The 26,799-nt window shown below is 68.0% G+C and carries 27 protein-coding genes and 1 tRNA gene; 13 read left to right on the forward strand and 15 right to left on the reverse strand.

Going from position 1 to position 26,799, the window contains the following annotated elements; translation table 11 throughout:
• Nucleotide 1 precedes the first annotated feature (1 nt).
• Genes FFF93_RS00100 through FFF93_RS00125 form a run of 6 tightly spaced genes read right to left on the reverse strand, consistent with a single transcriptional unit; the run spans nt 2 to nt 7,634 of the window.
• The gene (locus FFF93_RS00100) at nt 2-1,804 is read right to left on the reverse strand and encodes a protein kinase domain-containing protein (RefSeq protein WP_138767889.1); all 1,803 of its coding nucleotides are present in this window, start codon (nt 1,802-1,804) and stop codon (nt 2-4) included.
• Entirely contained in the window at nt 1,801-3,258 is a 1,458-nt protein-coding gene (locus FFF93_RS00105) for a penicillin-binding protein 2 (protein WP_138767888.1), read from the reverse strand. The genes FFF93_RS00100 and FFF93_RS00105 overlap by 4 nt, the downstream gene beginning before the upstream one ends.
• Nucleotides 3,255-4,712: an FtsW/RodA/SpoVE family cell cycle protein gene (locus tag FFF93_RS00110; protein WP_138767887.1), complete on the reverse strand. Its 1,458-nt coding sequence runs from the start codon at nt 4,710-4,712 to the stop codon at nt 3,255-3,257. Before FFF93_RS00110 ends, FFF93_RS00105 begins: the two co-directional genes overlap by 4 nt.
• The gene (locus FFF93_RS00115; protein ID WP_138767886.1) at nt 4,709-6,409 is read right to left on the reverse strand and encodes a PP2C family serine/threonine-protein phosphatase; all 1,701 of its coding nucleotides are present in this window, start codon (nt 6,407-6,409) and stop codon (nt 4,709-4,711) included. The genes FFF93_RS00110 and FFF93_RS00115 overlap by 4 nt, the downstream gene beginning before the upstream one ends.
• A 2-nt stretch (nt 6,410-6,411) precedes the next feature.
• Nucleotides 6,412-6,894 (reverse strand): FHA domain-containing protein, encoded by a 483-nt coding sequence (locus FFF93_RS00120; RefSeq protein WP_138767885.1) that lies wholly within the window; start codon nt 6,892-6,894, stop codon nt 6,412-6,414.
• On the reverse strand, nt 6,891-7,634 hold the full coding sequence (locus FFF93_RS00125) for a DUF3662 and FHA domain-containing protein (RefSeq protein WP_138767884.1): 744 nt from the start codon (nt 7,632-7,634) through the stop codon (nt 6,891-6,893). The genes FFF93_RS00120 and FFF93_RS00125 overlap by 4 nt, the downstream gene beginning before the upstream one ends.
• 397 nt (nt 7,635-8,031) lie before the next feature.
• Between FFF93_RS00125 and FFF93_RS00130 the strand changes: the two genes are divergently transcribed.
• A tRNA-Leu gene (locus tag FFF93_RS00130) sits at nt 8,032-8,114 on the forward strand.
• A 92-nt stretch (nt 8,115-8,206) separates the two neighbouring features.
• Here the strand turns inward: FFF93_RS00130 and FFF93_RS00135 are convergent.
• Complete coding sequence (locus FFF93_RS00135) at nt 8,207-8,806, reverse strand: hypothetical protein (protein WP_138767883.1); 600 nt, start codon at nt 8,804-8,806, stop codon at nt 8,207-8,209.
• A 241-nt stretch (nt 8,807-9,047) separates the two neighbouring features.
• Between FFF93_RS00135 and FFF93_RS00140 the strand changes: the two genes are divergently transcribed.
• Nucleotides 9,048-9,872, forward strand: a complete 825-nt coding sequence (locus FFF93_RS00140) for a DUF1206 domain-containing protein (RefSeq protein ID WP_138767882.1) — start codon at nt 9,048-9,050, stop codon at nt 9,870-9,872.
• Here the strand turns inward: FFF93_RS00140 and FFF93_RS00145 are convergent.
• Nucleotides 9,869-10,570 (reverse strand): TetR/AcrR family transcriptional regulator, encoded by a 702-nt coding sequence (locus tag FFF93_RS00145; protein WP_138767881.1) that lies wholly within the window; start codon nt 10,568-10,570, stop codon nt 9,869-9,871. The genes FFF93_RS00140 and FFF93_RS00145 overlap by 4 nt on opposite strands.
• A 156-nt stretch (nt 10,571-10,726) precedes the next feature.
• Here FFF93_RS00145 and FFF93_RS00150 point away from each other — a divergent pair, with 156 nt between their 5' ends.
• From FFF93_RS00150 to FFF93_RS00165, 4 genes are all read left to right on the forward strand, one after another.
• Nucleotides 10,727-12,112: an NAD(P)/FAD-dependent oxidoreductase gene (locus FFF93_RS00150; protein WP_138767880.1), complete on the forward strand. Its 1,386-nt coding sequence runs from the start codon at nt 10,727-10,729 to the stop codon at nt 12,110-12,112.
• Nucleotides 12,113-12,174: 62 nt separating this feature from the next.
• Nucleotides 12,175-13,089, forward strand: coding sequence for a universal stress protein (locus FFF93_RS00155; RefSeq protein WP_138767879.1), 915 nt, complete (start codon nt 12,175-12,177; stop codon nt 13,087-13,089).
• Nucleotides 13,086-14,612 carry an APC family permease gene (locus tag FFF93_RS00160; RefSeq protein ID WP_138767878.1) on the forward strand — a complete coding sequence of 509 codons (1,527 nt, stop codon included), beginning with the start codon at nt 13,086-13,088 and terminating at the stop codon, nt 14,610-14,612. Before FFF93_RS00155 ends, FFF93_RS00160 begins: the two co-directional genes overlap by 4 nt.
• A gap of 144 nt (nt 14,613-14,756) precedes the next feature.
• A complete protein-coding gene (locus FFF93_RS00165; protein WP_138767877.1) occupies nt 14,757-15,239 on the forward strand; it encodes a pyridoxamine 5'-phosphate oxidase family protein in 483 nt (160 codons plus the stop codon).
• 22 nt (nt 15,240-15,261) lie between these two features.
• Here the strand turns inward: FFF93_RS00165 and FFF93_RS00170 are convergent, their stop codons facing one another.
• Both FFF93_RS00170 and FFF93_RS00175 read right to left on the reverse strand, forming a co-directional pair.
• A complete protein-coding gene (locus FFF93_RS00170; protein WP_138767876.1) occupies nt 15,262-15,900 on the reverse strand; it encodes an NADPH-dependent F420 reductase in 639 nt (212 codons plus the stop codon).
• Nucleotides 15,897-16,514, reverse strand: a complete 618-nt coding sequence (locus FFF93_RS00175; protein WP_138767875.1) for a hypothetical protein — start codon at nt 16,512-16,514, stop codon at nt 15,897-15,899. Before FFF93_RS00175 ends, FFF93_RS00170 begins: the two co-directional genes overlap by 4 nt.
• 123 nt (nt 16,515-16,637) lie before the next feature.
• Between FFF93_RS00175 and FFF93_RS00180 the strand changes: the two genes are divergently transcribed.
• Entirely contained in the window at nt 16,638-17,021 is a 384-nt protein-coding gene (locus FFF93_RS00180; RefSeq protein ID WP_138767874.1) for a VOC family protein, read from the forward strand.
• A gap of 87 nt (nt 17,022-17,108) precedes the next feature.
• Here the strand turns inward: FFF93_RS00180 and FFF93_RS00185 are convergent, their stop codons facing one another.
• Nucleotides 17,109-17,513, reverse strand: a complete 405-nt coding sequence (locus tag FFF93_RS00185; RefSeq protein WP_138767873.1) for a DUF5997 family protein — start codon at nt 17,511-17,513, stop codon at nt 17,109-17,111.
• A 111-nt stretch (nt 17,514-17,624) separates the two neighbouring features.
• Here FFF93_RS00185 and FFF93_RS00190 point away from each other — a divergent pair, with 111 nt between their 5' ends.
• Nucleotides 17,625-18,362: a LysR family substrate-binding domain-containing protein gene (locus FFF93_RS00190; protein ID WP_138767872.1), complete on the forward strand. Its 738-nt coding sequence runs from the start codon at nt 17,625-17,627 to the stop codon at nt 18,360-18,362.
• Between the two features lie 19 nt (nt 18,363-18,381).
• Here FFF93_RS00190 and FFF93_RS00195 read toward each other — a convergent pair whose 3' ends face one another.
• Nucleotides 18,382-18,744 (reverse strand): hypothetical protein, encoded by a 363-nt coding sequence (locus FFF93_RS00195; RefSeq protein ID WP_261375217.1) that lies wholly within the window; start codon nt 18,742-18,744, stop codon nt 18,382-18,384.
• Nucleotides 18,741-19,427, reverse strand: coding sequence for a GntR family transcriptional regulator (locus FFF93_RS00200; RefSeq protein ID WP_138767871.1), 687 nt, complete (start codon nt 19,425-19,427; stop codon nt 18,741-18,743). Before FFF93_RS00200 ends, FFF93_RS00195 begins: the two co-directional genes overlap by 4 nt.
• Before the next feature lie 123 nt (nt 19,428-19,550).
• On the opposite strand from FFF93_RS00200, the gene FFF93_RS00205 reads away from it, so the two are divergent.
• The 4 genes from FFF93_RS00205 to FFF93_RS00220 are packed head-to-tail and all read left to right on the forward strand — an operon-like array spanning nt 19,551 to nt 25,227.
• Complete coding sequence (locus FFF93_RS00205) at nt 19,551-20,309, forward strand: LamB/YcsF family protein (protein ID WP_138770291.1); 759 nt, start codon at nt 19,551-19,553, stop codon at nt 20,307-20,309.
• Between the two features lie 49 nt (nt 20,310-20,358).
• Nucleotides 20,359-21,696 (forward strand): MFS transporter, encoded by a 1,338-nt coding sequence (locus tag FFF93_RS00210; protein WP_138767870.1) that lies wholly within the window; start codon nt 20,359-20,361, stop codon nt 21,694-21,696.
• Between the two features lie 31 nt (nt 21,697-21,727).
• Entirely contained in the window at nt 21,728-23,440 is a 1,713-nt protein-coding gene (locus tag FFF93_RS00215) for a 5-oxoprolinase/urea amidolyase family protein (protein WP_395858402.1), read from the forward strand.
• Complete coding sequence (locus FFF93_RS00220; protein WP_138767868.1) at nt 23,440-25,227, forward strand: biotin carboxylase N-terminal domain-containing protein; 1,788 nt, start codon at nt 23,440-23,442, stop codon at nt 25,225-25,227. Before FFF93_RS00215 ends, FFF93_RS00220 begins: the two co-directional genes overlap by 1 nt.
• Before the next feature lie 98 nt (nt 25,228-25,325).
• Here the strand turns inward: FFF93_RS00220 and FFF93_RS00225 are convergent, their stop codons facing one another.
• The gene (locus FFF93_RS00225; protein WP_138767867.1) at nt 25,326-25,547 is read right to left on the reverse strand and encodes a hypothetical protein; all 222 of its coding nucleotides are present in this window, start codon (nt 25,545-25,547) and stop codon (nt 25,326-25,328) included.
• Nucleotides 25,548-25,781: 234 nt separating this feature from the next.
• Between FFF93_RS00225 and FFF93_RS00230 the strand changes: the two genes are divergently transcribed.
• Nucleotides 25,782-26,078: an antibiotic biosynthesis monooxygenase gene (locus FFF93_RS00230; RefSeq protein WP_186372194.1), complete on the forward strand. Its 297-nt coding sequence runs from the start codon at nt 25,782-25,784 to the stop codon at nt 26,076-26,078.
• A 50-nt stretch (nt 26,079-26,128) separates the two neighbouring features.
• Here the strand turns inward: FFF93_RS00230 and FFF93_RS00235 are convergent, their stop codons facing one another.
• Nucleotides 26,129-26,728 carry a DUF6919 domain-containing protein gene (locus tag FFF93_RS00235; RefSeq protein WP_138767865.1) on the reverse strand — a complete coding sequence of 200 codons (600 nt, stop codon included), beginning with the start codon at nt 26,726-26,728 and terminating at the stop codon, nt 26,129-26,131.
• Between the last annotated feature and the right edge of the window lie 71 nt (nt 26,729-26,799).

Genomic DNA, 26,799 nt, shown 5'->3' on the forward strand with positions numbered 1-26,799 from the left:
CCTACTTGCTTGCGCTGACGCTCGGCGACGGCGACTGTGCTGCCGGGGCGGCGGCCAGGTGATAGGTCACGACCGACCCGGCCGGGACTTGCGATCCCGAAACGGGCTCAGAACTGACGAAGGTGCCCTCCTGCTGGTTCTTGGTGCCGGGTAGCGGATCGCCCTTCTGCCACCGGAGACCGGCGGCTTCAATCGCCTGCTGCACCGACGTTTCGCTGGCGCCCTGCTTGAACTGCGGGACCGCGACCATGTCCGGACCCTTGGAGTAGGTCACCGTGATAACTTCGCCGCGCTGCACCGGCCCGGAGGGATTGATGTCCGTGACGGTACCGGGCGTTGACGGATCCGCCACTTGGTTGCCCTTGACCTGCAGGCCCATCCCGATGAGTTCACTGCGGACATCGTTGTACGGCCGGCCCCTGTAGGCGTCCGGGTACAGATTGATCGCTGCCGGCGTCGACTGTGTGGGCGTGGCCGAGCTGCTGGTGGGACTGGGGCTCTTGGAGGTCGGTGCGGGGGTGCTGGCTTTCGCACTCGAGCTGGTGGCAGCCGGGGACGACGGGAAAAGAACCCCGGCCTGTGACAGCACGATTCCCATCAGGGCAAACAGAACCAGCAGGATCAGGGCGATCAGCGGCCAGGTCCACGGGCTGCGTCCCCGACGGCGGGGCTCTTCCTCCGGCTCGTAGCCGTCGTAGTCCTCTTCCTCCTGGTCCCAGTTGCGCTCGGCAGCCAGCGCATCGGCGCGGGACAGGGCGTTGCGGGCGCCGTAACCACTGGCAGCGGCGGCTCCCGCGGCGAGCCCGGCAGCAGCGCCTGCGCCGGCAGCACCGACCACCGGCAGCGCCGACGTCGACTTGTCCTCGGCCGAGCTGGCGCCGATGACGCCCGTGGCGGCGGTGGGAACGTTCACCGGCGCGGTGATGGGGCCGGTGGCCGCTTCGAAGAGCAGCATGCCCGGCACGGCGGCGTGTGCAGCCGCAATGTCTCCGTTGCGGATGGCATCGGCCGCCTCGGCCAGTTTGATCGCGTCCGCCGGGCGGTTCTTGGGGTCCTTGGCCAGCATAGACATCAGCAGGGCGCGGACTGGCCTGGGCAGCGTGTCCGGCAGCGGCGGCGGGGCATCGTTGACCTGGGCCAGTGCGATCGCGATCTGGGATTCGCCGGAGAACGGGCGGTGCCCGGTGAGGCACTCGTAGCCGATGACGCCCAGGGAGTAGATGTCGGAGGCGCCGGTAGCCGTTTGCCCGGTGGCCTGCTCCGGGGCGAGGTACTGGGCGGTGCCCATGACCTGGCCGGTCTGGGTGAGCGGAACCTGGTCCGCCAGGCGGGCGATGCCGAAGTCGGTGACCTTGACCCGGCCGTCCGGGGTGATGAGCAGGTTGCCCGGTTTGATGTCCCGGTGCACCAGGCCCTGGGCGTGCGCAACAGACAGGGCCCGTGCCGTCTGGGAGATCATCGACAGGGTGCGGTCCGGTGAGAGCACCTGTTCATGCTCGATGATGCTGCTCAGCGGCTGGCCCGGGACGAGCTCCATCACGAGGTAGGCGGATCCCTCTTCCTCGCCGTAATCGAAGACGTTGGCGATGCCCACATGGTTCAGCAGGGCGGTGTGCCGTGCTTCGGCCCGAAAGCGCTGGAGGAAACCGGGGTCGCCGGTGTACTCCTCCTTGAGGACCTTGATGGCGACGATCCGGCCAAGGATCAGGTCCTTGGCCTTCCAGACTTCACCCATCCCGCCGATCGCAATGCGCGTGGTCAGCTGGAATCTGCCGCCGAGGGTGATTCCCGATGAAGGCCTCACTTATTCAACACCGCCTCAAAAATCTTCTTCGCGTTCGGACTGGTTAGCTTTGCGCCGGTGGTGATGTCCACGCCTTGCATGACGATCGTGACAGCCACCTGCGGGTCATTTGCCGGGGCGAACCCGGTAAACCATGAATTGTTCAGGCCGTTGCCGAGCTCGGCCGTGCCGGTCTTGCCGGCAACCTGGATGCCCGGCACCGCGGCACCGCGGGCGATGCCCTCGCTGACCACGCTGGTCATCCACTCGGTGATCTGGCGGGAGATTTCCGGTGTGGTGGAGGTCCGGAGCGTCTCAGGCTTGGGCTCGTTGAGGATCCGCAGGTCGGGGGACCGCAGTGTCTTGACCAGGTTCGGCTTCATCTGGACGCCGCCGTTGGCAATCGCGGATGTCATCATGTTGATCTGCAGCGGCGTGGCCCGCACATCGCGCTGGCCGATGGCCGACTGCGCCAGGCTTGCCTCGTCCAGCGGCTCGCTCGGGAAGGTGCTCTTCGCAGACTCCAGCTTCAGCTGGTCGCCAAAGTCCTGGCCGAAACCGAACTTGGCCGCTTGGTCGCCGATCGCCTTCTGGCCCAAATCGAGGGCGATCCGGGCGAACGGCGTGTTGCAAGATTGCTGCAGGGCGAAGGCGAACGTGGCCGTGTCGCGGGTGTAGCAGTTGCCGCCGGCGTAGTTCGGAAGTTTGTATTGGATGCCAGGGAACGGCATCTCGGCCGGGTTGGGCAGCACGCTGTCCTTGTTGTACTTGCCCGAGCTGAGGGCCGCCGCCGTGTCAATGATCTTGAAGACGGACCCGGGGGCCAGCAGTGCGCCGGTGGGGCCGCTGACGGACTGGTTCAGGTTGATGCCCGGGATCTTGTTCAGGGCGGTGATGTTGGCCGCCTCGGCGTCGGCATCCTGGGTGGCAACCAGGTTGGGATCGTACGAGGGCTTGGAGACCATGGCCAGGATGGCGCCGGTCTTCGGGTTGCTCACCACAATGGATCCGCGCTGGCCCTCCGGGATCAGGTCGTAGGCGAGCTTTTGGATTTTTGGATCCAGGGTGAGCTCCACCGAGGCGCCCTTGGGCTGGTTGCCCAGGAACAACTGGCCGACACGGTCCAGGAAGAGTTGGTCGGAGCTGCCGGCGAGCTGTTCGTTCATGGCCAGTTCCATGCCGGTCAGGCCGTAGTTCTTGGAAAAGTAGCCGGTGATCCCGGCGTACAGCTCCGGCTGGGTGTAGCTGCGCTGGAACGCGCAGCTTTCGCTGCCGGGAACGGACTGCGCCACGGGCGTGCCGCCGACGATGATCGCCCCGCGGTCGTTGCAGTAGTTCTGCAGCAGGGTGCGCCTGTTCCACGCGTTGGCTTTAAGCTCATCCGCGCCGACCACCTGGACGTAGCTGAGCGCGCCAAAGATCAGCGCGAACATTGCGATCGCGGCGATCCAGGAGTTGCGAATGGCCTGGTTCACAGGTGTTTCACCGCCTCGGTGGGAGCATCTGGACTGGTACGGGCACTCTTGGCCGGAGCCGTGGCCGGCCGCGGGGGCATGGGCGGAGCCTCTTTCCTGGCGTCCGGGTCCTGGCCCGGCGGCAGCGGAGTGGTATCCACCGGTCCGCGGGCGGTGTGCGAGATCATCAGCAACAGACCCACAATGATCCAGTTCGCCAGCAGGGAGGATCCGCCGGCGGCCAGGAATGGCGTGGTCAGACCGGTCAACGGGATCAGGCGCGTTACGCCGCCGATCACCACGAAACACTGCAGCGCAATCGCGAAGGACAGCCCGGTGGCGAGCAGCTTGCCGAAGGCGTCCCGGGTGCCCAGAGCGGCCCGGAAGCCACGGGTGAACAGCAACAGGTACATCAGCACAATCGCGAAGATGCCGATCAGTCCGAGTTCCTCGCCGAAGGAGGCCACGATCATGTCGCTGTTGGCGAAGGGGACGAGATTGGGGCGCCCCTGGCCCAGGCCGGTGCCCACCAGGCCGCCGTTGGCCATGCCGAAGAGTCCTTCGACAATTTGGCGGCTGCCGCCGAATTCCCGGTCGTAGACCTCGGGGGTGAAGGCGTTGACCCAGCCGTCGATGCGCAGTGCGACGTGCGAGAAGACTTTGGCGGCCACGAAACCGCCGGCCACCATCAGCACGACGCCGATGATCACCCAGCTGATCCGGCTGGTGGCAACGTAGATCATCACCAGGAACAGGCCGAAGAACAGGATGGACGTACCGAGGTCCCGCTGGAAGATGAGGACGCCGATGCTCACCAGCCAGGCCGTAATCATCGGGCCCATGTCCTTGAACCGGGGGAACTGCAGGGGGCCGACTTTGCGGCCGGCGAGCAGGATCAGGTCGCGGTTGGAGGACAGGTAACCGGCAAAGAAGATGGCGAGCGTGACCTTGGCGAGTTCACCGGGCTGGAAGGTCATGGACCCCAGCTTGATCCAGACGCTGGCGCCGAGGACTTCGCCAGCGGAGATTCCCGGGACCAGCGGAAGGATCAGCAGCACGGCGCTGGCCGCCAGCGAAATATAGGTGAAGCGGCGCAGGAGCCGGTGGTCCTTGAGGAAGAAGATCACTGCGATGGCGACGGCCATGGCGACGAGGGTCCACCGCAACTGGTTATTGCCGGTGTCCTCGCCAACCCGGTCCAGGCGGTGGATCATGGCCAGACCGAGGCCGTTAAGGCCCACCACCAGCGGAAGTATTACCGGATCGGCATATTTAGCACGAAGGCGGAGGACCACATGGAATGCCAGCGCCGCGGCGGTGAGCAGCCCGGACTGGAACCAGAAGTCCGTGTCGAACGCCTTTTGCCGGTCGACGCCGACGAGGGCGTTCGCGCCGATCCCCACCGCGAGGGCGAGGATCAGCAGGACCAGCTCGGCGTTGCGGCGCGGCCTGGGGGTGGGGTCGATAGGCGTCATTTGCCCCCCTCACAGTTCGTTGGGGCCGGCGACGGCTTGGCGGAAGCGGAGGGGGCAGGGGCGGCTGCCGATCCGGGAGACGGCGCAGCGGTGGGCGTGGGCGCCTTGCCGCTGGCGCTGGCTGTGGGTGAGGGCGTCAGGCACTCGTCGGCCGGCGCCGTCGTGCCGGTGCGCTCCAGGTTCTTGACGATCCGCTGCGCGTCGTACAGGTCCCGCGCGGGAACCGTTTGGCGCACCCGCTGCTGGGAGAACTCTGGCAGGTCGGACATCCGGATATCAGTCACCGTCTCGAGGGTGGAAAGCGGAATGGGGCCGAGGCGCTGGGAGACCCCGTTGAAAATGGCGACTCGCTGATCATGCTCACCGATGTAGTACCTCGTTTGCGTCCACGCGTAGCCAAGCCAGAGACCGATCCCCAGCACCGCGACGATGGCCGCGGCGATGGACATGGTCAGCCAGCGCCGGCGTTTGACCGGCGGCTTGTACTCTTCGGTCTCATCCTTGTCCTGGTCCGCCTTGTGCGTCAGCACGGTGGCGGCGCGGCGGGCCACCGTCCGGCCGGCGATGGAAGGAATCGAGCCCGATTCGGCAGCGCTGGCCGCGGCGCCCACGAGCTCATGGGGACGGGTTGAGAGTTCCTCGCGCAGGACCTCGGCGGAGAGGTGCTCGCCGAGGTTCGGGTCCGTGGAGGGCTCGGGTTCCTTCGCCCGGTCGTCGCCGGTCTCCGGGCTCTTCGCGGCCGAGTCGGCAGGTTTTCCACCCAGGACGCCTTCGGTGGCCTTGCCCGCAAAGGTGCTGCCGGTGCTGCCCGCCGGCGGTATGGCAGCGGCTGCGGGGGCCTGCGGTGTCCGAGCCGTGCCCGTGACGGGTGCAGGGGCGGGGACGACCTCGACGGAGGCGGTGTTGACGTCGTCGGGCGTTTGTTCCGCGATGTCGACCATCACGACCGTCACGTTGTCGGGTGAGCCGGCCTCGAGCGTGAGGTCAACGAGCTTCTCGGCGCACTCCCGCAGGCTCTTGGTCTCGCGGACGGTGCGTTCCACCACGTGGCCGGCGACGTAGTTCAACCCGTCGGAGCAAAGCAGCCAGCGTTCGCCCGGTTCGACGTCGAGGACGTCGAGGTCAAGCTCGGGGCTGGCGTCGACGTCGCCGAGGACACGCATCAGGACATTCTTGTGCGGATGGGTTTCCGCCTCTTCGGGCCGCAGCCGGCCCTCGTCGATGAGCCGCTGGACGAAGGTGTGGTCCACGCTGACTTGTTCGAAGGTGCCGTTGCGCAACCGGTAGGCGCGCGAATCGCCGATATGCGCGAAGTGGAGCTTGCCCCCGGCCAGCAGCAGGGCCGTGACGGTGGTCCCCATTCCGGCCAGCTTCGGGTTCATGTGGACCAGCTCGGAGAGCAGCGAATTGGCTGTCTGGATTTCGTCGGCCAGGACGGTGTCGGCTTCCCCGGCGGCGCCGTCGTAATCGTCGCGGTCGAGGTGGATCATGTCCAGCACGGTGGCGGCTGAGGCCACGTCACCGCCGGCGTGCCCGCCCATGCCGTCAGCCACGACGGCGAGGTGGCGGCCCACATAGGCCGAGTCGTCGTTCTTCGACCGCACGCGGCCGACGTCGGAACGTGCGGCATAGCGCATGATGAGCGGCCGCTTCGGGGCAGTTGCTGCCTTGTCTGCGGGAGTCTCGGGGGCAGCCATGGCTACGGCCTCAATTCAATGACCGTCTTGCCGATTCTCACGGGGACACCCAGCTCTACCGGAAGTGCCCGGGTCAGCTGTTGATCTGCCAGATACGTGCCGTTGGTGGAACCGAGGTCCTCGATGAACCAGCGGCTGCCCTGCGGGAACAGGCGGGCATGCCGGCCGGAGGCGTAGTCATCCTCCAGGACCAGGGTGGCTTCCTGGGCGCGGCCGAGCAGGATGGGGCTTGCGGCCAGCGGAAGGGTGGTGCCTTTGAGCGGCCCCTCCGTGACAACGAGTTGGCGGGCCTGCTGCTTCACCGGCGCCGGGACGGGCTCGGCAAGCGCCGGGTTGCGGCGCACCTGGCGTGCCGTGGGGGCTCCCGCGGCGGCTTTGCGGCCGATCATGAGGTCGCGGCGCATGGCCGACACGATGCTGAAGATGAGGACCCAGAGGAGAATCAGGAAACCAAAGCGCAGGGCGGTGATGGTCAGTTCACTCACGGGCGGCCGCCTGGGTTGGCAGGCAGAAGGCGGAAGATAATTTTGGTCCGTCCCATCGTGATCGTGGCGCCGTCGGTAAGCTCCGAGCTGCCCACAACTTTGTGGCCGTTGACGTAGCTGCCGTTCGTCGATCCCAGGTCTATTGCCTGTGCACTGCCCTGGCCCGTGCGGATTTCCAGGTGACGGCGGGACACACCCGTATCGTCGATCAGGATGTCCGCTTCGGAGGAGCGGCCCAGGACCACCGAGGTTGCATTCAGCGAATAGCGCTGGCCATCAATGTCCAGCACAGGCTGGAGGTGGCCGGGCTGGCGGGTCGGGGCTGCCGGCATGGAATTCTGGGCCCCGGGCTGCGCGGGTGCGTTGCCGGCCTTTTCGGTCCGGGATTTGATCTCGAAATCGCCGGCACGGCGTTCCTCGTCGCGGCGGAAACTGATCCGCACCGGACCCTGCAAGGTGTAGCCCTGGCTGCGGACATGGTTGATGACGACGTCGCACAACTCTTCGGCCAGCGGCGTGCCCCATTCCTGGGCGCGCTGGAAATCGTCGCCGCTGAGGAGGACATCGAAGACGTTGGGGGCAAGGGTGCGGCCCGCGGCGATGGTGAGTGCCTTGTTGTCCACTTCGCGGCGGAGGTGGCTGGCGATCTCGACCGGCTCAACCTGGGCGCGAGAACCGGTGGAGAAGACTCCGCGGACGGCCTTTTCGATGCCGCGCTCGACTTTGTCCAGCAAGCCCATGGTCCTTCTCCTTTCCTGACGGCTGCGGTGCAGCGTTTGTTCCGGAACTCGGTTTCCAACATTCGCGGGAGTCCGCCGTAATCGGGCACTCCTACATCAGATACTACTGGGCAAGGCTGGGAATGACCTTAATGAGCCCCGCCGCCCTGGGCCGTAAATTTGTCCCGGACGGGCCCTGACGTGCGCGGATGTCCGGGCTGCCGGGTCAAGGACGGAGCCGGGGCGGCCCCGCCTGCCAGCCGCTCCGGTCCGCGGTTCGGGTGCGGATTTCCGGGGACTTTGGCGTCCCGGCCGGCCCGATTGGTGTTTTCCCGCGGTTGTCCGTTATGCTTGATCTCGCTGCTTTTACGAGGTTGATGGTCCGGAATACGGGCTCCAGCCGGGTGAAAGAAGTTGCGCGCGAGTGGCGGAACGGCAGACGCGCTGGCTTCAGGTGCCAGTGTCCGAAAGGGCGTGGGGGTTCAAATCCCCCCTCGCGCACGCAGATGAAAGAACCCCGGTCTTCGGACCGGGGTTCTTTTTTGTCTCCACCCAGGCGGACAGTATTCCGGCCTGCGCGGACCAGGGCGGCGTCAGTCCGTAACGACGGACATCGGCAAGCCAAAGTTGTTCCCGACCGGGGCGATGCTGTCGAGTTGCCAGCCCCCGGCGGACGCCCTGAATGTTGCGATCTGCGGCAACGAGTATTCCTCGGGGACGTTGCTCGGGCCGTTGGCCGCCGAAGCCAGATGCTGCTCCGTCAATTCCTTGAAATGGACGGACGCTTCGGCGCCGTTAACCTCCATCGGCTCCACGGTCACCGTCGTCGAAAAGGAGGTGTGCCAGAATCCGAAGGATTTGAAGCGGGCCTTCGACTGCGTGACCACCGGCAGGTCCCGGTCCCGTTTGGCCCGGTAGTCCGCCGTCGTCTTCGCCTCGGGTAACCGCGGGGCCGGAGGGGTATCGAGGGCAGTGCCGTTCCGGTCCTCGACTGCCGCCTGGATGATGGCCGCGAACTCAGCCGGCGATGGGGTGGCCACCGTGGCCGCCGCTGCAATGGACGGCGTGACATTGGAAGGCACTGCGTTGGACGGCCCCGCGTTGGACGGCACTGCGTTGGGGGGACCTGGGCTCGGCTGGCAGCCGGCCAAAGCGACCCCGAGCAGTGCCGCCGCCACCGCTGTTCTGGTCATCGCCGAGCGCCAAAACCTCATGGGTCCCCCTCCAAGAGTTGATTATTGCCGCCACCCTAGCCCGGCTTGCGCCTGCGAGCCAGCAAGTGGGCGTCTTCGGGGGAGGACCGTCTGTGCCAAGCCCGCACGGGTCTGTCGGGACGCCGCGGACGGAACTACACTGAAGCATTCCGCGACGCCGGCGGCTTGGTCGTCGCTGAACGGGCAACCGCAATCAAGTTCATACCGGGAAGGGCTGGCCATGGGCAACGCCTCGCAGAAGGCTAATCGGGCAGTATCAGAAGCGGCGTCGGCGAGCCGAAGCCCCGCCTTTCAGATGCTGGCACGCGCCGGATATGTCTTCATCGGGCTGGTCCACATCCTGGTCGGCGCCATTGCCCTGCAAATAGACAAGGGGCAGGGCGGCCAGGCCGACCAGTCGGGCGCAATCGGCTCGCTGGCCTCCAAGCCCGGCGGCCCTTTCCTGCTTTGGGCGGGTTTCGCGGCGTGTGCCGCCCTGGCCCTCTGGATGGTCGGCGAGGCCGTGTTCGAGGCCCGTTCCGAATCCGACTCCAAGAAGAAGCTGCAGAAGGCGGCGTCGGCCGCCGGGAAGGCCGTGGTGTTCGGTTTCCTGGCCTTCACCTTCGCTGTCTTCGCCTCGGGCGGCAGCAAAAGCTCCAGCCAGTCGGCCAGTGACTTCACTGCCAAACTTATGGCGGCCCCGGCCGGTGTGGTGCTGCTGACCGCCATTGGACTGGCGATCATCGGCGCGGGCGTGTTCTATGCCTACCGTGGGCTCACGCGGAAGTTCATGAAGGATTTGCAGGATCCGGGCAAGGCCCGCACGGCGGTCGAGTGGATCGGCACCATCGGCTATGTCGCCAAAGGCGTGGTGCTCGCCCTGGCGGGTATCCTCATCGTCGTTGCCGCGGCCACCGCGGATCCGTCGAAGTCAACGGGCCTGGACGGCGGCCTGAAAACCCTTGGCTCCCAGCCGTACGGCGTGTTCCTGCTCGCCGCCGTCGCGGCAGGGCTGGTCGCTTACGGCGTGTACTCGATGGCCCGCGCGCGCTACGGAAAGTTCTAGGCTGCACCTTCCGTGCGCAGCGCCCCGAACCCGGCAACCAGTGCCTCAAGCCCGAGGCTGAAAGCCACATCCGCCTGGTTCGCATAGCCCTGATCGCCGAGGCTGCCGACGGCGGCGGAGAAGTTCGGCGTCGAGGCCGCCAGGCTGCCGGAATCAAAGATGTCCGCGGGGGCCGTCACATCGTAGGCGGAACCGAAGATAAAGGACTCCAGGGCCACAATCGCGGGAACGATGCGCTCCTGCGGGAAACCTGCCCGGCGAAACCCCGCACTGACGGCCTCGTACATGGCAAGGGTCTTGGGCGCATCCGCGACCGGGAGCACCGCAATCACGGGGATCAGCGGCGTGTGCCGGGAGAAGACATCTCGGTAACTCCAAGCCCAGTCCCGCACCGCCTGGTCCCAGGGTTCGGTCTCGAACGCGGACACGTCCACGAACGACGTCAGGTGGTCCTGGATAAGGACTAACACCTCCCGCTTGGAGGCCACGTGGTTGTACAGGGCCGACGGCGCCACATTCAGCGAACGGGCCAGGGCGGCCATGGTGAATCCGTCATAGCCGCTCTTGCGGACCAGCTGCAGCGCGGCGGCCGTGATGCCGTCCAGGTCGAGGACGGCCGAGGGGGGCCGGCCCACGCGGCGGCGCTGCTTGGCATCGGGGCGGTGCGGCTCCGCTGTGGCGCTGGTGGCTGCCGGCATTCCGGGCCTTTCTACTGGGCTGTCCTCTGGATTATTCCACCGCACGCGACTTTGCGTCGGGGTCTTCCCTCTTTCCAACGGTAGCGCTATAGTCATCCTAAATGAATGGCATTCATTTAGTGGTTCGCATCACGCCGCGGCCACAGAGAGGACATCATGCTGGAATTTGACCGCGACGTCGTCATCGTCGGAGCCGGCCCCGCCGGCCTGACCGCTGCCCGGGAGCTGCGGAAGGCGGGACTGAGCGTCGCCGTGCTGGAGGCGCGCGACCGCGTGGGCGGCCGGACCTGGACGGACACCGTTGACGGCGCCATGCTCGAAATCGGCGGCCAGTGGGTTTCACCGGACCAGACCGCGCTGCTTGGCCTCCTCGATGAGCTCGGCCTGAAAACCTACGACCGCTATCGCGACGGACAGTCCGTGTACATCGGCGCCGGCGGCAAGCGCACGCTCTACACCGGGGAGACCTTTCCGGTCAGTGACACCACAAAGGCCGAGATGGACAAGCTGACCGCCTTGCTGGACTCGCTCGCCGCGGAAATCGGCGCCGCCGAGCCGTGGGCGCACCCCAAGGCCCGTGAGCTGGACACCATCTCCTTCCACCACTGGCTGCGCGCGAACTCCGCGGATGAGGAAGCCTGCAATAACATCGGCCTGTTCATCGCCGGGGGCATGCTGACCAAGCCCGCGCACGCCTTCTCCGCCCTGCAGGCGGTGCTGATGGCGGCGTCGGCCGGCTCCTTCACCAACCTCACCGATGAAGACTTCATCCTGGACAAGCGCGTCGTCGGGGGCATGCAGCAGGTTTCGCTGCTGCAGGCGGCGGAACTGGGCGACGACGTCGTCCTCTCCAGCCCGGTGCGCACGATCAACTGGGCGGAGAGTGCCGCCGGCCACCGGGCGACTGTGGTTTCGGACCGCGCAACGGTGAACGCCCGCTTCGTGATCATGGCGGTCCCGCCGAACCTCTATTCCCGGGTCTCCTATAACCCGCCGCTGCCGCGCCGCCAGCACCAGATGCACCAGCACCAGTCGCTGGGCCTGGTGATCAAGGTGCACGCCGTCTACAGCACCCCGTTCTGGCGCGAAGAAGGACTGTCCGGCACCTGCTTCGGGGCCGATGCGCTGGTCCAGGAGGTGTACGACAACACCAACTTCGAGGATCCCCGCGGCACCCTGGTGGGCTTCGTCTCGGACGAAAAAGCGGACGCCATGTTCGAGCTCAGCGCCGAAGACCGCCGCCGCGCCATCCTCGAATCAATCGCCGGCTTCCTGGGTCCGAAGGCGCTGGAACCGGAGGTCTATTACGAGTCCGACTGGGGGTCGGAGGAATGGACCCGCGGAGCCTACGCGGCCAGTTATGACCTGGGCGGACTGCATCGCTACGGCAAGGACCAGCACGCCCCGGTGGGACCGATCTACTGGGCATCCTCCGACCTCGCCGCCGAGGGCTACCAGCACGTCGACGGCGCCGTTCGGATGGGGCGTGCGACGGCGGCCCGGATCGTCGTCGCCGCCGACCGCACCCCGGCCGGCCGCTAAAGCCCGGCGCGCACGTCCCTATCCGCAAACCCTTATCCCAAAGAAACAGAGAGGTCGGCCAGATGCGTTACGTAGTGGGGTATTCAGCCAATGCCAGAGGCCGCGATGCCGTCAATCTGGCCGTCTCCCTGGCCCGCGGCCGTGGCGCGAGCCTGGACCTGGTGGTGGCCATCCCGGACGCCGGAGTGTTCAACGCGGCGCACGCGCCCGCCGCAGGCTATGACAGCTACCTGCATCAGCAGGCGAGCGAATGGCTCGACGAAGCGCTGGCCCTGGTGCCCGCGGACGTCCCGGCGCAAATCCACATCCGCAGCGGTGAATCGGATGCACAGACCCTGATCGAGGCCTGTGACGAGTTCCAGGCGGACATGCTCGTCATCGGCGCGACGAGCAACGGGCTGTTCAAGCGCTTCACCGTCGGTTCCGTGGCCAGCGCCCTGCTGCACGCCGCCACCGTCCCGGTGGCGCTGGCCCCGCACGGCTACCACCGCCGCGAGGCCCTGACCCGCGTTAGCTGCGGACTCGGAGACCGCCCGGGCGCGGAAGAGTTGCTGGACTTTGCCGTCTCCATGGCAGTGAACCGGGAAGTGCCGCTGCGCGTCGTCTCGCTGCTGACCCTGGACGACGGGGACTCGGCGGACGCCGCCGATGCCGCCCGCGACTACGCGAGCAAACACCTTGCGGCAGCCCTTCCGGCCACCGCGTCCGGCGGCTCGCTGGCCGGCCAGACCGGCGTCGTGGTGGCCCAGGGCCGCAGCGTCGAGGAGGCGGTGGACCGGCTGGAGTGGGAGCCCGGAGAGGTCCTGCTCATCGGTTCGAGCCGTCTCGCCCGGAACCGCTCCATCTTCCTGGGCAGCACCGCGAACCGCATCCTGCGCGCCCTGCCGGTGCCGATGATCGTGGTCCCCAGCGATTACGAACTCAAGAATTTGTCCCATTCAACGTCGAATGACACCTCCCGAGAGGCACGAGCATGACCACCGAACACGCGACCTCCAAGGCCGCACACACCGAGCAGCGCCACGGCCTGAGCGAAAAAGGACTGAAAGCCGGATCGGTGGGGCTGATCGGCGCCGTCGTCATCGGTGTCTCCTGCATCGCGCCGGCCTACACCCTGACCGCCGCCCTGGGCCCGACGGTCTCCGAGGTCGGTGTCCACCTGCCGGCCATCTTCCTCGTGGGCTTCCTCCCCATGCTGCTGGTGGCCTTCGGCTACCGGGAGCTGAACAATGCAATGCCCGACGCCGGCACCTCGTTCACCTGGGCGTCGCGGGCGTTTGGCCCGTGGATCGGCTGGATGGGCGGCTGGGGGCTGATCGCCGCGACCATTATCGTGCTGTCCAACCTGGCGGCCGTCGCCGTCGATTTTTTCTATCTCATGCTGGCGCAGCTCTTCGGCAACCCTGACCTGGCGGACCTGACCACGAACCTGCCGCTCAACATTGCCACGACCCTGGTCTTCATCGCCCTCGCGTGCTGGATCTCGTACCGCGGCATGGAAACCACCAAGACCGTCCAGTACGTGCTGGTCGCTTTCCAGCTGCTCGTCCTGGGCTGGTTCGCCGTCGCCGCCTTCAGCCACGTGGCGAACGGAACGGCCTTTGACGCCACCGCGATCGCGCCGGACTGGTTCAACCCCTTCGCCGTCGAGTCCTTCTCCGCCTTCGCGGCAGGCGTTTCGCTCTCCATCTTTATCTACTGGGGCTGGGACGTAACACTGACCATGAACGAGGAGACACGGAACCCGGAGAAGACCCCGGGCCGCGCCGCCACCGTCACCGTCCTGGTCATCGTGGTCATCTACATGACTGTCGCGCTGTCCACCCTGGCCTTCGCCGGCATCGGTGAAGAAGGCCTCGGCGCGGGAAACCCGGAGAACCAGGGCAGCATCTTCGCCGTCCTCGCCGGTCCCGTGATGGGCCCGTTCGCGATCCTGATGTCGCTGGCCATCCTGAGCAGCTCGGCCGCGTCGCTGCAGTCCACGTTCGTGTCCCCGGCGCGCACCCTCCTGTCCATGGGCCACTACAAGGCGCTCCCGCACAAGTTCGGCAAGATCAGCCCGAGCTACAAGTCGCCGAGCTACGCCACCGTTGCCTCGGCCGTGGCCGCCGCAGCGTTCTACGTCATCACCCGCACCCTGTCCGAGAACGCCCTGTGGGACACCATCACCGCGCTGGGCATGATGATCTGCTTCTACTACGGCATCACCGCCCTGGCCTGCGTCTGGTTCTTCCGCGCCCAGGCGTTCAGCGGTGCGCACTCTTTCTTCTTCAAGTTCCTGGCCCCGCTGCTGGGTGGCGTCATCCTGCTGGTGATGTTCGTCAAGACCGCCTACGACTCGATGGACCCGGGGTACGGTTCCGGTTCCTCCATCGGCGGTCTCGGCCTGGTCTTTATCCTCGGGATGGGCGTGATCCTGCTGGGGGTGGTGCTGATGCTGGTCATGGCCAGGCTGCGCCCCGAATTCTTCAAGGGCCAGGTGCTGTCCCGGGGCAACTGAGCTGGTTCATTACTGCGGGCATCCGGATCATCGAAGGTCCTCCTCCTGACAGCCGCCTGGCGTGCGCCTTGAAAAGTAAGCACGCTTATCAATAAGCTGCCGGGAGGGGGATCTTCCCCGTTGGATCAAGAACGAGGTGAGCGCATGTCGGACGCACAGGACATCAGCAAGGTGACAGAGATCATTAACGATTCGCGGATCGGGATGTTCACCACCATCAACGAAAAGGGCGCCCTGGTCAGCCGGCCGCTGGCCGTCCAGAACGTCGAGGACGACGGCGACATGTGGTTCTTCACCTCGGCCGACACCTCGCAGGTCGCCCACATCACGGCCAACCCCACCGTCAACGTGTCCTTCGGGAAGCGTACTGAATGGGTTTCCGTGGCCGGCACGGCAGCGGTCGTCACGGACCGGCAGGAAATCCGTGACCGGTGGAACCAGGCAGTCGAGGCGTGGTTCCCGGACGGCCCGGAAACCCCAGGGGTGGTCCTGCTGCGCGTCGATTCGGACTCGGCCGAGTACTGGTCCAGCCCGGGCGGCACGGCCGCGACCGTCCTGCAGTGGGTGAAGTCGAAGGTCACCAACAGCCGGATGAGCGTCGGGGAAAGCGGCACGGTCGAACTCTAGGCCGGCCGGACCGGCGGCCTGCTCAGTCGATGATCTTCAGCGCCGTCCCCCAGTTGAAGGACTCGTAGGCCGGGTTCAGCTGCAGGCCGATCACCAGCAGCTGCATCCCCTCCAGTTCGCGGGCGTGGCGCAGCGCCCCGACCTGGAGGGGCCGGAGTCCTGCCGCGGCGACGAAGGCGGCCACCTCGTTCCGGGCCGCCTCGGAGTCGGAGGCGATAAAGACGTCCAGTGGCATGCCTTTCGCGGAGCCTGCCGCCAGGGTGCCCGCGAAGGTCGTGTTGAACGCCTTCACCACCCGGGCGCCGGGGAGGAGCTTGGCCACCTCTTCCGCGGCGGAAGTCCCGGGCTCGACCTCCAGCGAGTCCCCGGTCTCCATATTCACCGGGTTGCTGATCTCGATCACCGTCTTGCCACTCAGCGTGTCGCCGTAGTGGGTGGCGACCTCCTTGGCCGGTTCGAAGTAGAGGGCCAGGACCACAATGTCGCCCTCGGGCACATCGCCGAGGCCCCCGGATGCCGTGTTGGAGCCCAGTTCCGCCACGAGTTTGGCGGCGTTGTCGGGACTCCGGTCCAGGACCTGGACGGACCGTCCCGCGGCCACCGCCCGGAGGCCGATCGCCCGTGCCATGTTGCCGCTGCCGATAATCGTGATGTCAGTCATCGTGCCCCTTCGTTGGAAAACTGCAGCGCGCCGGCGGCACGCTCTGCCTCCGCCAGCGCGTGTTCCAGTCGGTCGACGGCGGTGCTGTAGCCGCCGGGTGTCCCGTTCTCCGGGCCGGATCCATGGCGCAGCCGCTCGGCCGCCTTCATTGCCTTGAGCATGGCGGAGGTCTCCGGCCGGCGCGGATCACTCATCGCCGGGAAGTCGATGCAGAAGGCGGGGTCCAACTCGTAGCGCCGCCACCGTGCGAGGGCCGCGCGGTGCCGCTCGGCCGCGGCTGCGTCGGCGGCCGACGCGTCCCGGGCGGTCCGCCGGACCTCCCGCCAGCGGAACAGTTTCGGTGTCCACCGGTAGCTGAGGGCGGCCGCTGCAACGGCAAGGGCGGTGAGCAGCAGCCCGGCCGGAGGGGACGCCAGCGACGGCAGCAGGACCGCGGGGGCGATAATGGCGAGTCCTGCGAATCCGTCCCAGAACACGGCATCCGGCAGGCCGCCGTCGGACGCCTGGTGCTTTCGCACGAGGTAGACCGACCCGGCCGCGGCGGCCATCACAAGAAGGGCGAGGGGCAGGATCTGCAGGGCCCACAGCGGACCGGATCCCAACAGTGACGGCATCGCGCACCTCCTGCGGAACCCGTCCCGGGCGGGCGCCGTTCCGCTGATTCCATTGGAATCCATCGCGGCCGGGCCGTCAATGGCCGGTTCCCGCCCGGTCCGTCCCGGCGTAGCCTAGGGCGCATGCGACTAAAAATGTGCTCCATCCACGTCAAGGACCCGGCGTCCGCCCATGAGTTCTACACCGGTATTTTGGGCTTCGAAACACTGATGGCGCTGCCGGAACACAACCTCTACATCATCAAGGATCCGGACGGGGCCGGCGGCGGCTCGGTGGGGCTGCTGCTGGAGCCGAGCGACAACCCGATCGGCGCCGCATACATGAACGCCTGCCACGACGCCGGCCTGCCGGCGATCGTGCTCGGCGTCCCGGACGTGCGGGCCGAGTACGAGAGGCTGGCGGCGAAGGGCGTGATCTTCCAGGGCGAACCCTCGGAGGGCCCCGGCGGCACCACCGTCGTGCTCGACGACGGCTGCGGGAACTACGTCCAGCTGCACCAGGACTAGGCGCGGCACCCCGCCGTTTCGACGGTTCCCTGCCGGCAGGGCGGTTGGCAGCGTCGAGTGGGCACGGAACCGTCGAAACGGCGGCGGCTACTCGGCCTTGGCGCGGGCCTTCTTGGCGTCCTTCTTCGCAGCTTCGTCCTTGACGCGCTGGGCTTCGGCGCGGACTGCAGCGTGGGTGGCGCGTTCGGCGACCAGCCACGCCGGGGGAGCCTGCAGCAGGGCAGTGATTTCCGCCGTCGTCAGCGCTTCCTCGACGCCGCCGCGGGCCAGGCCGCTGATGGAGACGTTGAGCTTCTGCGCGACGACCGGGCGCGGGTGCGGGCCGGTGCGCCGCAGCTCGGCGAGCCACTCCGGCGGGTTGGCCTGGAGCTCGGCGAAATCAGCGCGGGTGATAACCGAATCCTGGAACTCCTGGGGTGTTGCGGGCAGGTAGATGCCAAGCTTCTTGGCAACGGTGGCCGGCTTCATGGACTGGGAGTTTGCAGAGGTCATGCTTCAAGGGTATCCGGCGGCCAGCCCGCAGGGCACCAGAACAGAACCAAAAGAGCCCCATCCAACTTCCGGACCGGGGCCCTCCTGCGGTGCGGACGGTACTGTGAACATGTGTCCGCAGAAGAAGAAACCGCCCAGCCCCACGACGATTCGGTACCCGAGACGCGGGAGCTGAGCTTCGCGTACGTGGCCGGGGTTACACCCGGCAAGTGGATCCGCCGCTGGGAAGAGCGGATGCCCGACGTTCCGCTGCGCGCCTTTATGTCCGACGACGGCGCCCAGCTGACGGTGCTGCGCGACGGCACTGCGGACCTGAGCTTCGTCCGGTTGCCGGTGGAGCGCGAGGGCCTCAGCGTCATCCCGCTTTATGAGGAGCAGCCCGTGGTGGTGGCGCCGAAGGGCCACGAAATCTCGGTGTTCGAGGAGGTCGCGCTGGCGGACCTGGCCGCCGAGACGTTCCTTGATGTTGCCGGCCTGGGCGGACCCGAGCAGGCCCTGCAGGTGGTCGCCAGCGGCGCCGGCCTGGTGGTCCTGCCGATGTCCGTGGCGCGCCACTTCAACGTCAAGGACACCGTGGCCCGCAAACTTACCGGGGCGCCGACCACCGAAATCGCCCTGGCCTGGCCGAGCGATTCCACCGACGAGGTGATCGAGGAGTTCATCGGAATCGTCCGCGGCCGCACCGCGGCGAGTTCACGGCAGCCGTCCGCGCAGCAGGAGAAGCCCAAGCGCGAACCGAAGCCGGACCGGCGCGGCCCCGCCGTCAAGAAGCCAAAGGTGGCGCAGCGCTACGCGCCGAACCCGGACAAGGGCCGCGGCAAGGGATCACGGAAAAAGGGCAAGCGCTAGGGGGCCGCCCGGCTGCCAGCTACTTGGCGCAGGCGTCCTGGAGGGCCTTGATCGAATCGGCCGGCACCTGGTCGCCCGAATCCGCGATCTTCTTGAGCGGCGTCGTGATCTCCGCGGGCATGCCGGCCGCCTGGGCGCCGGAGACGAGGCCGCCCAACGCCTGCTTGTCCGACGCGCTGACCAGGCCGTCCGCCACGAGGGAACAGGCTTGCTTCTTGATCTCGCTGCCGGCCGCCGTGGCGACCCGGGAGGCGCCGTCGCTGACGGCCTTGTCGGTGGCCTGCTGCACCTGGCCACAACCCGAAAGGGCAATCGCGAGGACGGCAAGGGACGCGGCGGCGAGCAAGGGCTGGTGGGACCGTCCCCGGACGGCCCGGCTCACGCCCCGTGGACGGCGCTCTGCTTCTCCTCCGAGCGGTCGAGGTAAGCCAGCAGGAGCTCCGCGGCGCGGTCCGGGTCGCCCGCTTCCAGAGCGGCGCAAATCTGTTCGTTGTCGTCGAGGTAGCTGCGGTAAAAATGCGCGTCCACGGTGGCCTTGTGGAAGAACAGGCGCATCTCGGCGAGGACCTGGGACATGATGGTGTCCAGCCGGCGGCTCCCGGCCAGGGCCACGATCGCGCGGTGAAAGTGCTGGTTCGCGGTGCCCAGGGCCTCTTCGTCGTCGGCCGCCGCCGCGGCCTTCCCTTCCTCGACCGCGGCGCGGACCGCCGCCACCCGCTCCGGGCTCCCCCCGCCGCGAAGGGCCGCGACCTCGACGGCGCGCCGCACCGTGTACACATCGTGGATGTCGCCGGGGGCCAGGCTGGCCACAAAGACCCCGCGGTTCGGATGCCGGACCACCAGCCGTTCCGCGGCGAGTTCGGCAAAGGCCTCGCGGACGGTATTGCGGGAGACGCCGAGGTCCTCGGCAATCGTCGACTCGGTCAGCCGGGTGCCGGGCAGCAGCACGCCATCGGCCAGCTGCTGGCGGAGTTCTGCCGCAACCCGGTCCGCCACCGACGGGACGGCGATGCGCAGGCGCGCCGCGGCCGCCAGGGCTCGGGGGCCGGCGTCGGAAGTCGTCATAGTGCCGAATCTACACGATTGTTCCAAGTGAGAATCGTCGGATTGTTGAACAATCCAACAGAATGGTGCATCCTAGTAGGGGGCCAAGCAATGAGACGAGGATCACACATGGCAAGCAGCGGGCTGACCACCATCGACTTGAACAGCGACGTCGGCGAGTCTTACGGACGGTGGAGCCTCGGCGACGACACCGCGATGTTCCGCTCCGTATCAAGCGCCAACGTGGCCTGCGGTTTCCACGCCGGCGATCCCTCCGTCATCCGAAAGACCTGCCGCGAGGCCGTCGCCGCCGGCGTCATGATCGGCGCCCACGTCGGCTACCGCGACCTGGCCGGCTTCGGCCGCCGCTTCCTGGACATCGATCCGGGCGAACTGGCCGACGACGTCGTCTACCAGATTGGTGCCCTGCAGGCCCTGGCAGCCGCGGAAGGCGGCAGGGTCAGCTACGTCAAGCCGCACGGCGGCCTGTACAACGCGATCGTCGCGCACACCGCGCAGGCGCGGGCCGTCGTCGACGCCGTGAAATCCGTCGATCCGAACCTCGCCATCCTGGGCCTTCCGGGCTCGGAAGTGCTCCGCCTGGCCGAGGCGGCCGGGCTGCGTGCGGTCACCGAAGCCTTCGCGGACCGCGCCTACAACCCGGACGGCACCCTTGTGTCCCGCACGCTCCCGGGAGCCGTGCTGCACGACCACGCCGAAGTAACCGAGCACGTGCTCCGGATGGCCGCCGACTCCGCGGTCCGCACCATCGACGGCTCCATCCTGAAGATCCGGGCCGAGAGCATCTGCGTCCACGGCGACTCCCCTGGAGCCGTCGCCATGGCCGCCGCGGTCCGCGAAGCGCTCAACGCCGCCGGCATCGGCACCGCCCCCTTCATCTAGGCAAACTCAACCAACCAGCCCAGGCACCACCCGCAACTGGAGGAACATCATGTCCACACCGAACCAGGCCTCTCCGGCCGGCAGCAAAAAGAAGCTGCCGCCCGGCGCCCTCAAGGCCTACATCGCGAGCCTCACCGGCACCTCGCTGGAGTACTACGACTTCGCGATCTACTCCGTGGCTTCGGCGCTGATCTTCCCCAAGATCTTCTTCCCGGTCGGTGACGAGCTGGTGGGCCTGCTGCTGTCCTTCTCCACCTTCGCCGTCGGCTACCTGGCCCGCCCCATCGGCGGGGTGATCTTCGGGCGCCTTGGCGACAAGATCGGCCGCAAACACGTCCTGGTGGTCACCCTGATGCTGATCGGCGTCGCCACCGTCCTCATCGGAGTTCTGCCCGACTACTCGGCGATCGGCGTCGCCGCACCGGCCATCCTGGTGCTGCTGCGCCTGGCGCAGGGCATCGGTGTCGGCGGCGAATGGGGCGGCGCGGTTTTGCTCTCCAGCGAATTCGGCGACGCCCGCAAACGCGGCTTCTGGTCCTCGGCCGCCCAGATCGGCCCGCCGGCCGGCAACCTGATGGCCAACGGCGTCCTGGCCCTGCTCGCTGCAACCCTCAGCAACGAGGCGTTTCTGTCCTGGGGCTGGCGCGTGGCCTTCCTGGCCTCCGCCCTGCTGGTGGTCTTCGGCCTCCTGATCCGGCTCAGGCTCGAGGAAACCCCCGTCTTCAAGGCCATCCAGGCCCACGGAGAGGCGCCCAAGGCCCCCATCAAGGAGGTCTTCACCAAGGAACCCCGCGCCCTGCTGGCAGCCGCCCTGTCGCGCATCTGCCCCGACGTGCTCTACTCCCTCTTCACCGTCTTCGTGGCCCTGTACGCCACGAAGCAGCTCGGGATGACCACCGGCAATGTCCTCGGCGCCATCCTGATCGGCTCCGCCTTCCAGCTCGCCCTGATCCCGGCCGCCGGCGCGCTCACAGACCGCTTCAACCGCCGCCTCGTCTACGGCATCGCCGCCGTCGGCACGGCCGTCTACATTCCGCTGTTCTTCCTGATGATCCAGGGCAAGTCCGTGCTGATGCTGACCATCGGCGTCGTGATCGGCCTCGCCTTCCACGCCTTCATGTACGGGCCGCAGGCTGCCTACATCACCGAGCAGTTCCCCGCCCGGCTGCGCTACGCCGGCAGCTCGCTGGCCTACACCCTGGCCGGTGTGATCGGCGGCGCCGTCGCCCCGCTGGTCTTCACGGCGCTCTACGCCGCCACCGGCAACTGGGTCCTGATCGCCGGGTACCTCGCGGTGTCCGCCGTGGTGACCGTCGTGGGCCTGGCGATCGGCCGGAACCCGCAGACCAGCGAGGAAGAGCGGCTGCTGCAGGAAGCCCGCGCCTAGGCGGCGCGGGACATTGGAGACGGCGGCAATCATGGAGGCAGCAATGGATACGGTGGCAGCGCGGCAGGCGACCGGCCACAAGGTGAACGCGGTGCGGCCGGTGGGGACCCGGGCCGTGCTCGCCGAGCTCGGCGGCACGCCGGGCGTGCTGGCGCTGCAGGCCCAGCTGCTGGAGCACCCGCTGCCCGGCCAGCTGGACGTGCTCGCCGCCGCCGAGACCGTGATGGTGACGGCCGACTCGGCCGTCTCCGCGCGCCGGATCGCCGCGCAGCTGCTGCGGCTTGATCTCACCGCCCCGGTACAGCGCGACGGCGGCCTCGTGGTCATCGACACCGTGTACGACGGCGAGGATCTCGCCGAAGTGGCGGAGCTGACCGGCCTGGGCATCGACGGGGTGATCGCCGCGCACACCGGCCAGCCGTGGACCGTGGCCTTCGCCGGCTTCGCCCCGGGCTTCGGCTACCTCGTCGGCGACAACGAGGCCCTCAACGTTCCCCGCCGCAGTTCCCCGCGGACGGCCGTGCCCGCGGGGTCCGTGGCGCTGGCCGGAAACTACTCGGCCGTCTACCCGCGCCGCTCACCCGGCGGCTGGCAGCTGATCGGCCGCACCTCCGCCCGGATGTGGGATCTCGACCGTGAGCAGCCCGCCTTGGCCGCACCCGGTTCCCGGATCCAGTTCCGCGCGGTCCGCGAGACCGTGCAGCTGGCAGCGGAGCCGCGCCCTGAAGGCGCCGCGACGAAGGTGGCCTCCGGGCTCCGGATCGTCTCGCCCGGCCTGCAAAGCCTGATCCAGGACCTCGGCCGCAACGGCCACTCCAGCCTGGGCATCTCCGCGGCCGGTGCACTGGACCGTGCCTCGCTGCGCCGCGCCAACCGGCTCGTCGGGAACGCGCCCGGCGCAGCCGGAATTGAGACAGTGGCGATCGCAACCGTCGCCGGCGGACTCACCGTCCAGGCCGTTGGGGACCAGGTCCTGGCCATTGCCGGGGCCCCGGCCGACCTTGCCATCACCCCCCCGGCCGGCCCCGAGGCGGAGCCGGCCCGCCGCACTGTTCCGATGGCCACTCCGTTCGCCCTGCTCGACGGCGAAACCCTCAGCATCGGCGCGCCCACGAGCGGCTTCCGCAGCTACCTCGCGGTCCGCGGTGGCGTGGCCGCCGACCCCGTCCTCGGCAGCCGGTCCACCGACACGATGTCCGGGATCGGCCCCGCGCCGCTGGCCGCCGGGCAGCTCGTGGCCTCCGGCGGCGACTCCGAATCCGGCGTCGTCGGCAATCCGGAACTGCAGCCCGAGTTCCCCGGTACCGGAGTGACGGTGCTCGACGTCGTCCCCGGCCCCCGCGCTGACTGGTTCGACGCCGAAGCGCTGGAGTCCCTTACCCGCCAGGACTGGGTGGTGAAACCGCAGTCCAACCGGGTGGGCATGCGGCTGGACGGAACCCCGCTGCAGCGCACCCGGGACGGGGAGCTGGCCAGCGAAGGCACCGTTGCCGGCGCACTGCAGGTCCCGCCCGAGGGTCTGCCCGTGCTGTTCCTCGCCGACCACCCGATCACCGGCGGTTACCCGGTGATCGCCGTCGTCGTCGACTCCCAACTGGACCGCGCCGCGCAGGTCCCTATCGGCGGGACCATCCGCTTCCGCTGGGCGGAGCCCGGCAGCACCCAGCAACCCACCCCCGAACCAACCACCCCCGAACCAACCACCCCCGAAAACACCGCCGCCGAACACGAAGTGAGTAACTGATGCGCAAGGTCCTGATCGCCAACCGCGGCGAAATCGCCGTCCGGATCGCCCGGGCCTGCGACGACGCCCAGCTGGCGTCCGTCGCCGTCTACGCCGACATCGACGCCGACGCGGTGCACGTCTCCGCCGCGGACGAGGCCTTTGCCCTGGGCGGCAATTCGCCCGCTGATACCTACCTGAACATTCCCAAGCTGCTGGATGCGGCGGCGGCATCCGGGGCGGACGCCGTGCACCCCGGCTACGGTTTCCTGTCCGAGAACGCCGACTTCGCCCAGGCCGTGCTCGACGCCGGACTGACCTGGATCGGGCCCGCGCCTGAGGCCATCCGCCTGCTCGGCAACAAGATCACCGCCCGCGAAACGGCCGTCCGGGCCGGGGCACCCCTGGTGGCCGGCAGCGACGGGCCCGTCGGTTCCGCGGCCGAAGCCCGGGCCTTCGCCGAGCAGCACGGACTGCCGATCGCCATCAAGGCGGCCTTCGGCGGCGGCGGCCGCGGCATGAAGGTGGTCCGCGCGCTTGAAGAAATCGAGGAGGCCTTCGACTCCGCCGTCCGCGAGGCGGTCGCCGCCTTCGGCCGCGGCGAGTGCTTCGTGGAGCGCTACCTAGACCGGCCCCGCCACGTCGAGGCCCAGGTCCTGGCCGACACCCACGGGAACGTCGTTGTCGTCGGGACCCGCGATTGCTCGCTTCAGCGCCGGCACCAGAAACTCGTCGAAGAAGCCCCCGCACCGTTCCTCACCGACGGACAGCGGCGCCAAATCTATCAGGCGTCCAAGGCCGTCTGCCGGGAGGCCGGCTACTCCGGCGCCGGCACGGTGGAGTTCCTCGTGGCGGCCGACGGCACAGTCGCCTTCCTGGAGGTCAACACGCGCCTGCAGGTGGAGCACCCCATCACCGAGGAAACCACCGGAATCGACCTGGTCCAGGAGCAGTTCCGCATCGCCGCGGGGGAGCAGCTCCGTATCACCGGGGACCCGGCGCCCCGCGGGCACTCCTTCGAATTCCGTCTGAACGCCGAGGACGTGGGCCGCGGCTTCCTGCCCTCACCGGGCACGATTGCCGAGTTCTCCGGCCCCACCGGCCCCGGGATCCGGCTCGACTCGGGCGTCCGTTCCGGCTCGTTCGTCCCGCCGCAGTTCGACTCGCTGCTGGCCAAGCTGATCGTCACCGGCGCGGACCGGCAACAGGCCCTGCGCCGCGCCCGCCGCGCCCTCGCCGAACTCAGCATCACCGGGGTGGCAACGGTGCTGCCGTTCCACCGGGCCGTGCTGGAATCCCCGGACTTCACCTCAGCGACAGCCCTGGGCATTCACACCCGCTGGATCGAGACCGAATTCGCCGACCGGTTCTCGATCGCCGCCGAACCCGGCTACAGCACCACGGCGCCCGACGGCGAACGCCGCACCATCACCGTCGAGGTCGACGGCAAGCGCCTCGCCGTCGGGCTGCCGGCGGACCTGCTGGACGGCTGGGCACGGTCAGACCGGGCGCTGCCCGGCGGGCTCCCGGCCGGGCTTTCGATGGACGGCACGGCGGGAACCGCTCCCGACGGCGGCGGCGCCGGCCCTGCGGATCCGGCGGAACTGCGCGCCCACATGGCCGGGACGGTGGTGAAATGGCTCGTCGAGCCGGGTGCCGGGGTCGCGGCCGGGGATCCCGTCGTTGTGCTCGAAGCGATGAAGATGGAAACCCAGGTCGCCGCGCACCGGGACGGCACGGTCACCGACGTCCGCACCGAAGCCGGCGGCGTGGTCACCGCCGGAGCGGTGCTGGCGCTGATCGGGTAGCGCTGCCGCAGGCGTTCCCGACGGCGCCGGGTTGAGCAAAGGGTCCGTCCGGTTGAAACCGGACGGACCCTTGTCAGTTTGGTGGGACAGGATTTTGGCTAGTCGACGTGGCCGGAGAGCGCGACGAGGACGCCAGCGGTGGCGAAGAACTTGTTGCCGCCCAGATCGCGGATCGTGTTGAAGCCCATGCTGGTGAGCAGTTCGTTGTGCTTCTCCGTAAGTCCCGCCAGTGCCGACGGGGGCGCGGCCAGCACTTCGTCCAGGCTCTTGTCCTCGTAGGCCTTGTCGAGGTTCTTGCCAAGTTCGATTGAAATAGCCATGATCATCCTTTGCTCGATACGGAACAAGGTGCAGATTCTGGCTCCGGACCACTGCGGCCCCGGGCCGGACCGCCGGAGAAACCGGCGGTCCATGGTCACAAGCTAGCGCAGGCTTGGTCTTGGCAGGCGTCATCGGGCCCGGGAATTGGCCGGGCAATCCGGCCCTACCGGGTGCTCGTCTCCGGGAACATAATCGGCCATATCAACCCCGTACAGAGGATGGAGGCGGCAGCCATGTCTGTCTACACGCTTGGAATCTGGCTGGTTCACCCGGGACGCGAGAACGATTTTGTCCAGGCCTGGCGGGATCTGGCCAGGAAAACGCAGGAGGATTACCCCCACACCCGGGCTGTGCTGATGCACGACCATGACGTCAAGAACCGGTTTATCAGCACCGGCCCGTGGGAATCGCTGGAACAAATCGAGCAATGGCGGGCCTCAGCGACGTTTACCCAAGGGGTGGAGGCCATGCGCGAGTTGCTGGAGCACTTTGAGTCACGCACCCTCGACGAGGCAGCCAGCATCGGCTAGACCCGCCCCGTCGCGGGCGGAACCTGGGTAGGCGTGCCGCGGACCGCGGTTCACCCCGCGGTCAGAGCATCCAGTACCGCCGCCAGCAGCAGGCCCTCGCGCCCCCACACTGGGTCGAAAACCTCGACGTACCAGGACTCGGCCAGGACCAGCGCCAGCGACTCGTTGGCCTCGGCTGACCAGTCCTGAAGCTGGTCCGCTTCAATCGGACTCTCGCTCGTGCCCAGCACGGTGACGATCTCGGCGTCCTGCAGGGTGACGGGAATCGAGGCCCGGCTCATTTCCCCCGGAGCGTGCGCAACCGTCACGAATTCGGTCCGCGACGAGAGGTCCAGCAGGCTGCCGGCCGACTCCGGCGTGCAGAACCCCGTCACATACGCCCGCTGCGCGTTGCCGCCCTCGCTGAGCCCGGGCTGCGATTCCTTGGTGAAGAGCCCGTTCCGGTTCAGTTCCGCCAACTGGCTGGCGATCGGCTCGGTCTCCGCGTCAATGCCCGGCGTGAACGTTCCGGGCTGGTACTGGCTCCGGCCCTCCAGCCAGCGTGCGGTGAGTTCGCCGGCCGCGGGGATCGTCGTCGCCTGCCGCCAGACCTGCCGGTCTGCCAGCAGCCTGCCGAAGCCGTCCCGTTCCGTTGTGTACTGGTCGTCCATGGGCGAGTTCCACCTCCCTGCTGTGCCTAGCGGTCCCTTCATCCTCCCGACCGGGCCCGGCCCCCGCAAGG

Origin of the sequence: Arthrobacter sp. KBS0702, assembly GCF_005937985.2 — a bacterium.
In the GTDB taxonomy this organism is placed as follows: domain Bacteria; phylum Actinomycetota; class Actinomycetes; order Actinomycetales; family Micrococcaceae; genus Arthrobacter.